General features: G+C 58.0%; 12 protein-coding genes. 3 read left to right on the forward strand and 9 right to left on the reverse strand.

Translation table 11 applies throughout. The features are described from left to right. Positions 1–7: 7 nt before the first annotated feature. The 6 genes from tsaB to trpS all read right to left on the reverse strand — a co-directional run bounded on the left by tsaB (position 8) and on the right by trpS (position 4,307). The gene (gene tsaB / locus AC2FLU_RS03180; protein ID WP_480518481.1) at positions 8–598 is read right to left on the reverse strand and encodes a tRNA (adenosine(37)-N6)-threonylcarbamoyltransferase complex dimerization subunit type 1 TsaB; all 591 of its coding nucleotides are present in this window, start codon (positions 596–598) and stop codon (positions 8–10) included. Beyond that, complete coding sequence (locus AC2FLU_RS03185; RefSeq protein ID WP_480475144.1) at positions 588–1,151, reverse strand: NifU family protein; 564 nt, start codon at positions 1,149–1,151, stop codon at positions 588–590. Before AC2FLU_RS03185 ends, tsaB begins: the two co-directional genes overlap by 11 nt. A gap of 69 nt (positions 1,152–1,220) precedes the next feature. Then, positions 1,221–1,814 (reverse strand): 2-hydroxychromene-2-carboxylate isomerase, encoded by a 594-nt coding sequence (locus AC2FLU_RS03190; RefSeq protein ID WP_496808299.1) that lies wholly within the window; start codon positions 1,812–1,814, stop codon positions 1,221–1,223. Between the two features lie 9 nt (positions 1,815–1,823). Continuing rightward, entirely contained in the window at positions 1,824–2,279 is a 456-nt protein-coding gene (locus AC2FLU_RS03195; protein WP_267366250.1) for a universal stress protein, read from the reverse strand. Between the two features lie 76 nt (positions 2,280–2,355). Next, positions 2,356–3,219 (reverse strand): branched-chain amino acid aminotransferase, encoded by an 864-nt coding sequence (locus AC2FLU_RS03200; RefSeq protein ID WP_480483196.1) that lies wholly within the window; start codon positions 3,217–3,219, stop codon positions 2,356–2,358. Positions 3,220–3,278: 59 nt separating this feature from the next. Then, positions 3,279–4,307, reverse strand: a complete 1,029-nt coding sequence (gene trpS / locus AC2FLU_RS03205; RefSeq protein ID WP_480518485.1) for a tryptophan--tRNA ligase — start codon at positions 4,305–4,307, stop codon at positions 3,279–3,281. Between the two features lie 86 nt (positions 4,308–4,393). Here trpS and AC2FLU_RS03210 point away from each other — a divergent pair, with 86 nt between their 5' ends. Beyond that, complete coding sequence (locus AC2FLU_RS03210; protein ID WP_480604774.1) at positions 4,394–5,080, forward strand: rhomboid family intramembrane serine protease; 687 nt, start codon at positions 4,394–4,396, stop codon at positions 5,078–5,080. Here AC2FLU_RS03210 and murJ read toward each other — a convergent pair whose 3' ends face one another. Genes murJ through AC2FLU_RS03225 form a run of 3 tightly spaced genes read right to left on the reverse strand, consistent with a single transcriptional unit; the run spans position 5,081 to position 10,570 of the window. Further along, the gene (gene murJ / locus AC2FLU_RS03215) at positions 5,081–6,622 is read right to left on the reverse strand and encodes a murein biosynthesis integral membrane protein MurJ (protein ID WP_496808298.1); all 1,542 of its coding nucleotides are present in this window, start codon (positions 6,620–6,622) and stop codon (positions 5,081–5,083) included. Further along, entirely contained in the window at positions 6,619–9,438 is a 2,820-nt protein-coding gene (locus AC2FLU_RS03220; RefSeq protein ID WP_480475156.1) for a [protein-PII] uridylyltransferase, read from the reverse strand. Before AC2FLU_RS03220 ends, murJ begins: the two co-directional genes overlap by 4 nt. Then, complete coding sequence (locus AC2FLU_RS03225; protein ID WP_496808297.1) at positions 9,398–10,570, reverse strand: penicillin-binding protein activator; 1,173 nt, start codon at positions 10,568–10,570, stop codon at positions 9,398–9,400. Before AC2FLU_RS03225 ends, AC2FLU_RS03220 begins: the two co-directional genes overlap by 41 nt. 88 nt (positions 10,571–10,658) lie before the next feature. Here AC2FLU_RS03225 and rsmI point away from each other — a divergent pair, with 88 nt between their 5' ends. Next, complete coding sequence (rsmI, locus tag AC2FLU_RS03230) at positions 10,659–11,516, forward strand: 16S rRNA (cytidine(1402)-2'-O)-methyltransferase (RefSeq protein WP_496808296.1); 858 nt, start codon at positions 10,659–10,661, stop codon at positions 11,514–11,516. A 1-nt stretch (position 11,517) separates the two neighbouring features. Further along, on the forward strand, positions 11,518–11,889 hold the full coding sequence (locus AC2FLU_RS03235) for a YraN family protein (RefSeq protein ID WP_480494278.1): 372 nt from the start codon (positions 11,518–11,520) through the stop codon (positions 11,887–11,889). The last annotated feature ends 5 nt before the right edge of the window (positions 11,890–11,894 follow it).

Genomic DNA, 11,894 nt, shown 5'->3' on the forward strand with positions numbered 1-11,894 from the left:
TAAGGCGTCATTGGTCCAGCAACACAGGCGGCACATCTCGGGACGGGGCCGCGTCCGCAGGTCTGACATATAGCGGGGCTGGAGGCGCACTGACGCTGTGCCATCGTCTTGCGGCAAGTCTGGCAACGGCTTGTACCTGCAATGCGGGGTCGGGGCAGACATACAAAGGCCCATGCTGTTCGGCCTCGCCCAAAGGCAACAGGCAAGGGCCGGTTCCGGGAAGTTGTACATACACCTGTTCGCGCGGCGCAGGGATGGCTGGACGTTGGCTCTCTTCTGCCAGTTCAATCAGAGCATCGAATCCAGAAACACCCACCGCGGGGACGCCAAGGCCCAAGGCAAGGCCCCGGGCGGCAGAGACCGAAATGCGTATACCCGTGAAATTGCCGGGCCCAATCCCAACACCGATTGCGTCCAGATCGGCCCATACGCAACCGGCTTCGGTCAGTACTTCTTGCAACAAGGGTATCAACCGTTCGGCCTGGCCGCGTGCCATGTCTTCGACACGGGATATTGCGATCACACCGCCACGCAACAAAGCGGCCGCGCAATGCGCGGCCGATGTATCAAATGCCAGGATCGTCGGGTCAGACGGCAACTGGTCGAACCTCGGTCACTTCAGGGATGTAGTGGCGCAGCAGGTTTTCGATACCCATCTTCAGTGTCAGGGTCGATGACGGGCACCCCGCGCAGGCACCTTGCATGTGCAGATAGACCACGCCGCGATCAAAGCCATGAAAGGTAATGTCGCCACCATCCTGTGCCACGGCCGGGCGCACGCGGCTGTCCAGCAGATCTTTGATCTGATTGACGATTTCCGCATCTTCTCCGGTATGTTCGGCATGACCCGAGGCCGCTGCCGCGTCTGCACCCATGACAGGCTGGCCGGATTGATAATGCTCCATCACTGCGCCAAGAATTGCAGGTTTGATGTGATCCCACTGAACTTCGTCGGATTTGGTCACAGTGACAAAGTCGTTTCCAAAAAACACACCGGTCACACCGTTTACCGCAAAGATTCGTTTGGCCAGTGGGGACTTATCACCAGCCTCGGCTGTCGGGAAATCCGCGGTTCCAGCCTCAAGCACCGTTTGGCCGGGCAGAAATTTCAATGTGGCCGGGTTTGGGGTGGATTCGGTCTGGATGAACATGAGGCAGCTCCGTCTGAGGTGTTTCTGATATGCGCTCAGGGGTCGGAGAAGTCAATATTTGGAACGATTCTAAATCGTGAGCGAGTAACGAATCGCCTCATCCAGCCGGTCATCTCCCCAAAACAGCTCTGCCCCCGCCACAAAACTCGGTGCGCCGAACAGGCCAAGTGCTTTTGCGCGCGCGGATTGCTCGAACAGAGCAGCCTTGATGCTCGGATCTTTTGCGCGATTCATCACTGCCGCAGGCAGACCTGCCACCTTCAGGCAATCCTCAAGCACGCCTTCGTCAGAGATGTTCTTCCCGTCCCCGAATTCAGCGCTGAAGACAGCCTTTGCGAAGGCAGCCCGTTCTTCGCGATGCGCAAGGGCCAGAGTCAGGCGCGCTGCGGTGAGGGAGTTTTGCGGGAACGGGTCAGGCCGAACTAATTTCAGCCCGCGTGCGCTGCAAAGACGTTCCATGTCACGCCACATATAGCGCCCTTTGGCCGGATACAGGTTGAACGGCGATGTGCGCCATCCCTGATCCGCGAAAATCGGCCCCAACAGAAAAGGTTGCCAGTCGACCGAGACACCTGTGCCCCGTGCGGCCTGTTCGACTCGCATCGCGCTGAGATAGGAATAGGTCGAGGCGAAGTCGAACCAGAACTGCAACGTCTTCGCCACGTTCGATCCTCAGGTGATTTCTTCCAGCTTTTCCTTGCTCAGATCACCGGGAACAATCGTTATCGGGATCGGCAGGCTGCCAGAGTTCTTTGTGAGCTGGGTCACCAGCGGGCCGGGGCCTTTCTTGTCAGTTCCCGCCCCAAGAACGAGAACGCCGATCTCAGGGTCAGACTGAACATGTTCGATGATCTGCGGCACCGGATCACCTTCGCGAATGGCCAGTTCAGGTTCTACATTCTGTTTGTCGCGCATCCATTTGGCGAAGACTTCGAAATGGGCATGGATACGTTCCCGGGCTTCTTCGCGCATGGTTTCGGCAACACCGATCCAGTGATTGAACTCGTCCGGCGGAATAACCGACAAGATCGTCACGCCGCCACCTGTATGCGCGGCACGCATCGCGGCGAACCGCATTGCGTTCAGGCATTCACGGCTGTCATCCAGAACAACTAAGAACTTACGCATGGGTGTCCTCTTCAATTTTAAGAGATCATGCCCGAGCGTTTGCGTGCTGGCAACTCGGACACGTTCATGTCGATTACTAGCGTTCGCTTGCAGCCCAGTCCCAGTAAAGTGCGCGGGCACGGCGGGCAATTGGACCAACCTGAAACTGTGTGTCTTCTAGCGCAGTCACAGGTGTGATCTTGCTCATATTGCCGGACATGAAAACCTCGTCCGCCTGGTGAAAATCCTCGAAACCCAAGACCGTTTCATGAACTGTAACACCATCCTCGCGCAGATTCTTGATATGTCGCGCCCGCGTGATCCCTGCCAAAAATGTGCCGTTGGGGATCGGGGTAAAGACCTCGCCATCCTTGACCATGAAGATGTTGGCTGTTGCCGTTTCGGCCACATTGCCCATCGCGTCAGCGACCAGTGCGTTCGAGAATCCCTTGGAGCGCGCCTCTTGCAACATGCGCGCATTGTTGGGGTAAAGGCACCCGGCCTTGGCGTTGACCACTGCTGATTCCAGTACCGGGCGACGGAACCGCGTGGTCGACAGCGTGGCTGAAGCCGTTTCCGGTGCCATCGGGATTTCTTCCAGACAGATGGCAAACCCTGTGCTGTTTTCCTGCGGAACGATTGCCGTGCTGTCGCCATCAATGCCCCAATACATCGGGCGGATATAAACAGCTGTGTCAGGGCTGTAGGCTTGCAACCCTTCATGCACCAATTCGACCATCTGTTCGGTTGTCATGGTGGGTGTCAGCATCAGGGCTTCGGCGGACCGGTTCACCCGGGCGCAATGGGCGTGCAGATCAGGGGCCAGCCCGTCGAAATAGCGGGCACCATCGAATACGGATGATCCAAGCCAGGCCCCATGATCCGCTGCGCGCATGATGGGTGTATCCCCGTCATGCCATTGGCCCTGAAAGTAGGTCCGGATGTTTTTGCCGGTTGCCATGACGCCCTCCTCTGGTTCAGGCAGACCCTAGGTGGGCGTCAGGCGAAGGTCCAGTGCATTCAGCGTGATGCCGATCCGACCATACCGACGATTTCATAGGTCTTTTGCAGGATCGGAGCAGCGATCTGGCGGGCGCGTTCGGCCCCGTGAGCCAGAATCCGGTCAATCTCGGCCTGTTCTCCCATAAGGCGCGACATCTCAGTCGAGATTGGGGCCAGCTTGGCGACCGCCAGATCAGCCAGCATCGGTTTGAAATCACCGAACTGCTTGCCGCCAACTTCGGCCAGAACCTGCTCGATGCTTTGTTCGCTGAGTGCTGCGTAGATATTGACCAGATTACGCGCTTCGGGGCGGCCCTCCAGACCTTCGACATCCGACGGCAAAGCGTCAGGGTCGGTCTTGGCCTTGCGGATTTTCTTTGCGATCGCATCTGCATCGTCGGTCAGGTTGATCCGACTCATGTCCGAGGGATCGGACTTTGACATCTTCTTGGACCCATCCCGCAAGCTCATGACCCTTGTCGCTGACCCTTCGATCACCGGTTCGGTGATGGGAAAGAAATCGACGCCAAAATCGTTGTTGAATTTTATGGCGATGTCGCGGGTCAACTCCAGATGCTGTTTCTGGTCTTCGCCAACTGGCACATGGGTTGCGTGATAGATCAGAATATCGGCTGCCATCAGAGCAGGGTAGGCAAACAGGCCAAGCGAAGCGTTCTGCTGGTTTTTGCCAGCCTTGTCCTTCCACTGGGTCATGCGCTGCATCCATCCCATGCGCGCGACACAGTTGAATATCCAGGCCAGTTGCGCGTGTTCCGGCACCTGACTTTGGTTGAACAAGATTGATTTTTCCGGGTTTAGACCGGAAGCGATGTAACCGGCACAAAGCTCCCGCGTTGCATGCTGCAACTCGGTTGGGTCTTGCCAGACGGTGATCGCGTGCAGATCGACCATGCAATAGATAGTCTCAAACTCCTCGCTCTGCATTCTCACCCAGTTCCGAAGCGCCCCGAGATAGTTGCCGAGGTGTAGATTGCCCGAAGGCTGCGCACCAGAAAACACGCGCGGCGTGAATTGGGACTCAGTCATCAAAGGGAACTCCTGTCTGGAAAAATCAGCCCCCGTCGCTTACCCATGAGGCAAAGGGACGTCAACAGCCGCGAAAGGCCAGCCCAATGAGCAGTGAACATTACACACCGCCTGTGAACCCCCTGCCACCTGCCGTGGTGGCGCTGGTTCTGTTCATCATCGGGATAGAAATTGCCTTCACGCTGGGATCACGCGGGCTGGTTGGAGGACCAGCAGCGGTGGGCTGGCGGCTGGATGCGATCCAGCATTATGCGTTCTCGGCGGATATTTTCGACTGGATGGTACTGAACGGGCGCTGGCCATTCGAACATGTCATCCGCTTCGTGACCTACCCCTTCGTGTCCGCAAATTTCACGCAGGCGATTTTCGTCTGTGTTTTCGTGCTGGCGATGGGCAAAATGGTTGGCGAAGTGTTCGGCGGTTTCTCGATGCTGCTGATTTTTATCGTATCAGGCATTGGCGGCGCGCTTGCCTACGCTGTGTTACTGGACCCACGCTATCCGCTGATTGGAGGGTTCCCGCCGGTGTATGGCCTGATCGGCGCATTCACGTGGCTGTTGTGGCGCAAACTGTCACTTGTAGGTGCAAACCAAGCACGGGCATTTCAATTGATTGCAGTCCTTATGGGCATACAGTTTCTTTTCGGCCTGATCTTTGGTGGCAACTGGGAATGGGTTGCCGATCTGGGTGGGTTTGCCACCGGTTTTGGCTTGTCTTTTCTTGTTGCACCGGGCGCGTGGTCCCGGATCGTCGGACGCATTCGCCGGGATTGATCAGGACCGGCGCAGAGTGTGTTTGAACTCCGACAGTTTGAAGGCGCCGAAGATATGACCCAGAAGGAAATATGAGACGGCAGCGACCATGATCAGGATCAGCAGTGCCAGATAACGCCAGCCGGGAACTTCCAACGCCCACCCGAACAGGTAGAGCGCGGCGTATAAGATCGCGCCCATCCCAAGCGAAGCGGCCACAATCCTGCTCGCGCACTTTTTGAACCGGTCATCGAAGCGTGCCTCTTCACCCATACGTCGTGAGCCCAAGGCCAGTAGCACAACCATCGCCCACCCGGCAGTCGATGCAGCAATTGCCGGTGCGATCCAGCCCACCAGTGGAAACAGACCAAACGCCAGAGCTGCGTTCACGATCATCGCAACAACCGCGTAGTGAAACGGGGAACGTGTATCCTCGCGCGCAAAAAACAGCGGTTGCAGCAATTTTTGCAACATGAAAGCCGGAAGCCCGACCCCGTAGATGGCAACCGCAAGGGCCGTGGCGGCCGTATCCTCGGGGCCGAACTGACCACGTTCGAACAGCACCGACACGAGGGGGGTTGGCATAACCACGAGGGCGACAGTCGAAGGCAGCGTCAGCAGCAGTGTGAACTCACCGGCCCGGGAAAAGGCATTGCGTGCGCCTTCTTTGTCATTCGCACGCAAACGGCGGGACAGGTCCGGCAACAAGACTATGCCGACAGCAATGCCTACAACACCCAAAGGCAACTGGTAGAGCCTGTCTGCGGCAAAAAGCCAGCTGACGGCATTTGCGGTTTTCGATGCAACCAATTGCCCGACAACCAGATTGACCTGCGTGACCCCCATCGCCAGCGCGGCCGGGACTGCGATACGTACCATCCGTCGCATTTCGGGCGTCAGACGCGGCATGCTGGGGCGGATGTGGATGCCGGCGCGTTCGGTAGCAACCCAGACCAGCGCCAGTTGCGCGACACCGGCCACCGGAATGACCGGGATCAACCACCGGATCACTTCGCCGCCGGACATGGCACCGGCGATCAGGGCGGTGCAGGCGAAAATGTTCAGCAGAACAGGTGCAGCTGCCGCTGCCGCAAACCGCCCGGTTGCATTCAGAACACCAGAAAACAAGGCAGCCAGAGACATGAACAGGATGTATGGAAACACAACATATCCATAATCCACCGCCAGATCGAACCGTTCATCGCCGTAAAACCCTTCGGCGGTCAGCCACACCAGACCGGGCATGAAAACCATGGCCAGCCCGACCAGCGCCAGAACAGCCACGGCCAGAAGATTGAATGCGTCCTGCGCGAAACCCTGAGGGTCTTCGTCGGCTTCCAGTCGTTTGGAGAACATCGGCACAAAGGCCGCGTTAAATGCCCCCTCGGCGAAAAAGCGGCGGAACATGTTGGGCAGGCGAAAGGCTGCAACAAAGGCATCCATCACAGGGCCTGGTCCAATATAGGCCGTCAACAGTATTTCCCGCAGAAACCCCAGAATTCGGCTGGCGAGCGTCCAGAAGCCGACCGTGAACAGGCCAGAGAACAACCGTATTTGCTTCATGAGGCCGCACGCTCGGCGCCTTCGGTGATTGCCGTGCGCAGCTTCGCCTCAAGTCCGCGCTGCTTGCTTTCCGAGTAATACTTCAAGCCAAACATATCCTTGACGTAGAACGTATCGACCACCTGTTCGCCATAGGTCGCGATCACGGCATTGGCGATATACACGTTCGCCGCGGCCAGGGTCCGGGTCAGATCAAACAGCAGGCCTGGGCGGTCGCGTGTGTCCACCTCGATGATTGTGTAGATTTCAGAGCCCTCATTGTCGAACGTGATATGAGTTGGCACGTTGAAAGCGCGTTCGCGTTTCTTGATCTTGTCACGCGACTTCAGTGCTTCCTTGGCGACGACTTCGCCGCGCAGGGTCTTGTGAATCATCTGCGTCAGGCGTGGAAGGCGCGATGCCTCGAACGGGTGCCCTTCGGCGTCCTGAATCCAGAACGCGTCCGTCACGTAGCCGTCTTTGGTGGTATAGCTACGTGCATCCACGACATTCGCGCCGACCAGAGCCAGTGCCCCGGCGATGCGGGCAAAAATACCGGGGTGATCTCCCATGGCGAAACAGGCCCGCGTCGCATCACGGTCTTCATCAGGTTGCAGGCGAATTTCCATCGCGCCGGGATCGCCGCTTTGTTCCAGCGCGTACAGCATCTCGGCAAACTCGATATGCGTCGCAAGGTTCAGGCCCTGCCAATACGGGGCGTAGTGGCGCCCGGTCTCGACCTTGAGGTCAGCCTTGGACCAGTTGTCCAAGGCGCGGCGTAGCGCTGTTTTGGCCTCGGCCCCCCGGTTCGCCCGGTTCAGATCTTCCATACCGGTTTCCAGTGCACGCTTTGTTTCAGCATGCAGGGCGCGCAGCAAGGTGGCCTTCCAGTTGTTCCAGGTGGTCGGGCCAACACCGCGAATGTCACAAACCGTCAGAACCGTCAGCAAATCCAGCCGTTTGGTTGTCTGAACGGCTTTGGCAAAATCGCGCACCGTCCGAGGGTCGGAGATATCGCGTTTTTGCGCCATGTCGGACATCAGCAAGTGATAACGCACCAGCCATTCAACGGTTTCGGAATCCGATTTGTTCAGGCCGAGCCGAGGCGCCACCTTGCGCGCGATCTGTGCCCCAAGGATCGAGTGATCTTCGGGGCGACCTTTCGCAATGTCATGCAGAAGAAGCGCGACGTACAGCACCTTTCGGTTCACCCCGCCTTTCAGAATCGATGACGCCAGAGGCAGGGATTCGACCAGCTCTCCGCGTTCGATCTGGGCAAGATTGACGATGCATTGGATCGTATGCTCGTCCACCGTATAGCTGTGATACATATTGAACTGCATCATCGCCACGATGTGCTCGAACTCGGGTAGGAAAGCGGACAGCACGCCCAGTTCGTTCATACGTCGCAATGCACGTTCCGGGTTGCCGTGTTTCAACATCAGATCCAGGAAAATGCGCTGGGCTTCCTTGTCGCCGCGCATCTCGTCATCGATCAGATGCAGGTTCGCGCTCACCAGCCGCATGGCATCGGGATGGATCAGCATACCTGTCCGCAAACCTTCTTCGAACAGGCGCAGCAGGTTCACTTTGTCGGATAGAAATTTTTCAGGTTCCACCAGATCCAGACGGCCGTGAACCACCTTGTACCCTGCCTTGACCCGTCGACGTCTGCGGAAAATGCGCTCCAGCAACGGCGCACCTTTCATATGCAGCGATTCGAGTTTGGTCAGGAAGATGCGCGTCAACTCACCCACGCGGGTGGCTTCGCGGAAATACCGCTGCATGAACACTTCGACTGCGCGACGCCCGGCGCGGTCCTCGTACCCCATGCGCGCGGCAACCTCGACCTGCATGTCAAAGGTAAGCTGCTCGGTCGCACGACCGGTGACAAGATGCAGGTGCGAACGCACAGCCCAAAGGAATTCTTCGGCCTGAACGAAGGTCTTGAACTCTTCGGGTGTGAACAAGCCCAAAGGCACCAGTTCGGCCACGTCCTGAACGCCATAGACATATTTCGCGATCCAGTAGAGGGATTGCAAATCGCGTAGGCCGCCTTTGCCTTCCTTCACGTTGGGTTCGACCATGTAACGCTCGCCTTGTTTGTGGTGGCGTTCATCACGTTCGTGCAACTTTGCTTCGATGAACTCGCGTTCAGTTCCCTTGAACAGTTCGTCTTTCAGCCTTCGGTCCAACCCGTCCGCCAGCGCCTTGTCACCGGCCAGATAGCGTTGCTCCAACATCGCTGTGCGGATCGTGAAATCCTCGGCGCCCAGCCGCAGACAATCCTTGATCGTGCGTGAGGAATGCCCGACCTTCAGCCGCAAATCCCAAAGGATATAAAGCATCGACTCGATAACGCTCTCGGCCCATGCGGTGATCTTGTAGGGGGTGAGAAACAGCAGATCGACGTCGGAAAACGGCGCCATTTCCCCGCGCCCATAACCGCCAACAGCCAGAACGGCGATCTTTTCACCTTGGGTGGGCGTTGCAAGCGGATGCAGGCGTGTGCTTGAGACCAGCATCGCCGTCCCAACCAGTTGATCCGTCAGGTAAGTGTATGAGCGCGTGAGTGCCCGCGCGTCGAAAGGACGTTCGCCAAATGCCTCTGCAATGACCGCGCGGCCAGACTTTTGAGCCTCGCGCAGAATGCGCACCGTCTCGGACCGCATTTTGGTGTTGTCCGGGCAGGCCTCAAAGGCCTGAGCCAGTGCATCATTGACGGCAGTGCTGTCGAAGATGTCCCCGGCGGGGCAGATCAACGCGCTTTCGGGCACGTTGATCGCGCCAGTCAGATCAGAAACCGGCGCCAGAGAAGCTTTGTGGGGCAGGGTCAATCACAACCACCTGTTTGTTCTGGATCGTGGCAACCGCCAGACCGCGTTCGTTGGTGCCGTCCGGGCGCAGGCGGAAGATGCCGCCAACGCCCTGGAAACCGGCGTTCTGTGTCAGGGCCGAAGCGGTCAGGGCATCTGATTTGCCCTGGCTGACCAAGGCCCCAATTGCGGCGATACCGTCATAGGCTAAACCGCTGATCGGGTGCGGTGCTTCGCCGTAGGTTGCGTTGTAACGCTGACGGTAGGCTTGTGCCTTGGACGGGTCAGGCAACGCAAACCACCCACCCTGAACCCCAGGAAGCTCCAGAGTTTGCGGAGGGATATCCCAACGTGTCAGGCCAATGAATTGCGTGGTTGCCGGAGAAACACCGGCCTCTGGCAGCAATTGCGAGAACAGCGGCAATGCCCCCGCCGTGGTCGCCGTCAGAAAGATCGAATCCGCGCCCGTCGAATCGACGGTGGCCTTGATCGTGGGAACCGCATTGATGACGCCCTGTTGCGACCGGTCGTATGCGACGGTCCCTGCATTGTTGACCCGACTGTTCGCTATGGCATTGGCGATTGCGGACCGGCCCAGCTGTCCTGCGGCGTCATTGCTGTGCACGACCACCGTGTTGACCTTGCCCTGACTGCCCGCATAATTCACCAGCCGGTTGGCCGTGTTGTCAAAGGTCGGGCCCAATACAAAGACGTTGCCGCCTGCAATGCTGGCGTTGTTTGAAAACGAAAGAACGTTGACGTTCTTGCTCAGCACCGCCAACCCGGCAGCATTTGCTGCCTGGGCATATACCGGACCAATGATGATTTTTGCTCCGTCCGCGACAGCCTGCTGTGCAACGGCCGTCGCCGTGTTCGGGTTTCCGGCCGTGTCATAAACGCGTAAGTCGACCTGGACATTCGGCAAATCCGACATCGCAAGACGCGCGGCATTCTCAAGGCTTTGCGCCAGCGCTGCATCACCAGATTGCGCAGATCCTCTGGGAACCAGCAAGGCGACAGGAACCGGTTTCGAGGTATTGATCGATGGACCTCCGCCAAGACCACTCGGTTCACAGGCAGCAAGAAACGCTGCGGTCGTCAGGGTAGCGGCGACTTTCGCCAGCTTGCTTACGGGCTTGCAAACGGTAAACATCTAAATGAAAACTCCCTGATCCGACGGCTGCGAATGCTTCTGTTCTGATGAGCCGCGATAATAAACGTCACGCTGTGAGGGTCCAGCTTTGAATTTCCAAAAGATCAAGTTGGCTGCGGGCCTGTATTTTGTTGCCACTCCGATTGGAACAGCACGCGACATTACGCTCAGAGCCCTGGATGTTTTGGCCTCAGCCGATGTGATTGCGGCAGAAGACACCCGCAGTTTACGTCGCTTGATGGAAATACATGGCATCCCGCTGGAAGGTCGGCGAATCCAAGCCTATCACGACCACAGCGGCGCAGGCGCGCGCGGCAAGATCATCGAGGCACTGGCGCAAGGGCAATCGGTGGCCTACGCGTCCGAAGCGGGAATGCCGCTGATTGCTGACCCAGGCTACGATCTGGGCAAGCAGGCCGCGGAAGCCGGGTATACCGTGACCTGCGCCCCCGGCGCATCAGCTGTTGTAACGGCCCTGACGTTGGCGGGGCTTCCCACCGACGCCTTCTTTTTTGCAGGCTTCCTTCCCAACGCATCCAAAGCACGCCGTACCCGTATCGAGGCGTTGAAGGACATCCCCGGCACATTGGTGTTCTACGAATCTCCAAAACGCGTTGCCGCCTGTCTGTCGGACCTGGCTGAGTGCCTGGGGCCTGAACGGCAGGCTGCGCTTTGTCGAGAGCTAACGAAAAAGTTTGAAGAGGTCCGCCGCGGCAGCCTGTCCGAACTGGCAGCGGAGTATCGGGACAAGACCGTCAAAGGCGAAATCGTCCTGTTGGTGGACCGCAGTCATTCGCAAAGTGTTAACGAATCCGACCTAGAAGAAGCTTTGAAACGAGCTTTGGAAAATCACTCGGTTCGGGATGCAGCGGATCTTGTATCGGAAATGTACGACCTGCCGCGCCGACCGATTTACCAGAAAGCTCTGAAATTGGGCAAGGGATGACATGGGGCGGCGTGAACGACAGGGTTCGATCTCATACCACGCTGGACAGGCCGCAGAGTCACAGGTCGCCGCAGATTACGAACGTCGGGGTTTTGCCATAGCGCATCGCCGCTGGCGGGGCGCTGGCGGAGAGATCGACCTGATTGCACGCGACGGCGACGGGCTTGTGTTCATCGAAGTTAAGAAAAGCACCAGCTTTGAAAAGGCCGCTGCCCGGATCAGCCGCAGGCAGATCGAACGAATCTATGCCTCTGCCGCTCAGTTCTTGGAAAACGAGCCGACCGGGCAGCTGACAAACGTACGCTTTGACGCGGCACTTGTGGATGGCTCTGGCGCTGTTCACATCATCGAAAACGCCTTTGGTTTTGGCTAAGCCCC

Source organism: Ruegeria sp. SAZD013, from assembly GCF_059612525.1.

Bases quoted from the DNA above. Each gene is read 5' to 3' on its own strand.
- AC2FLU_RS03195 (WP_267366250.1), bottom strand. From the start codon at position 2,279: ATGCGTAAGTTCTTAGTTGTTCTGGATGACAGCCGTGAATGCCTGAAC.
- trpS (WP_480518485.1), bottom strand. From the start codon at position 4,307: ATGACTGAGTCCCAATTCACGCCGCGCGTGTTTTCTGGTGCGCAGCCT.
- AC2FLU_RS03210 (WP_480604774.1), top strand. From the start codon at position 4,394: ATGAGCAGTGAACATTACACACCGCCTGTGAACCCCCTGCCACCTGCC.
- AC2FLU_RS03225 (WP_496808297.1), bottom strand. From the start codon at position 10,570: ATGTTTACCGTTTGCAAGCCCGTAAGCAAGCTGGCGAAAGTCGCCGCT.
- AC2FLU_RS03235 (WP_480494278.1), top strand. From the start codon at position 11,518: ATGGGGCGGCGTGAACGACAGGGTTCGATCTCATACCACGCTGGACAG.
- murJ (WP_496808298.1), bottom strand. From the start codon at position 6,622: ATGAAGCAAATACGGTTGTTCTCTGGCCTGTTCACGGTCGGCTTCTGG.
- AC2FLU_RS03200 (WP_480483196.1), bottom strand. From the start codon at position 3,219: ATGGCAACCGGCAAAAACATCCGGACCTACTTTCAGGGCCAATGGCAT.
- AC2FLU_RS03185 (WP_480475144.1), bottom strand. From the start codon at position 1,151: ATGTTCATCCAGACCGAATCCACCCCAAACCCGGCCACATTGAAATTT.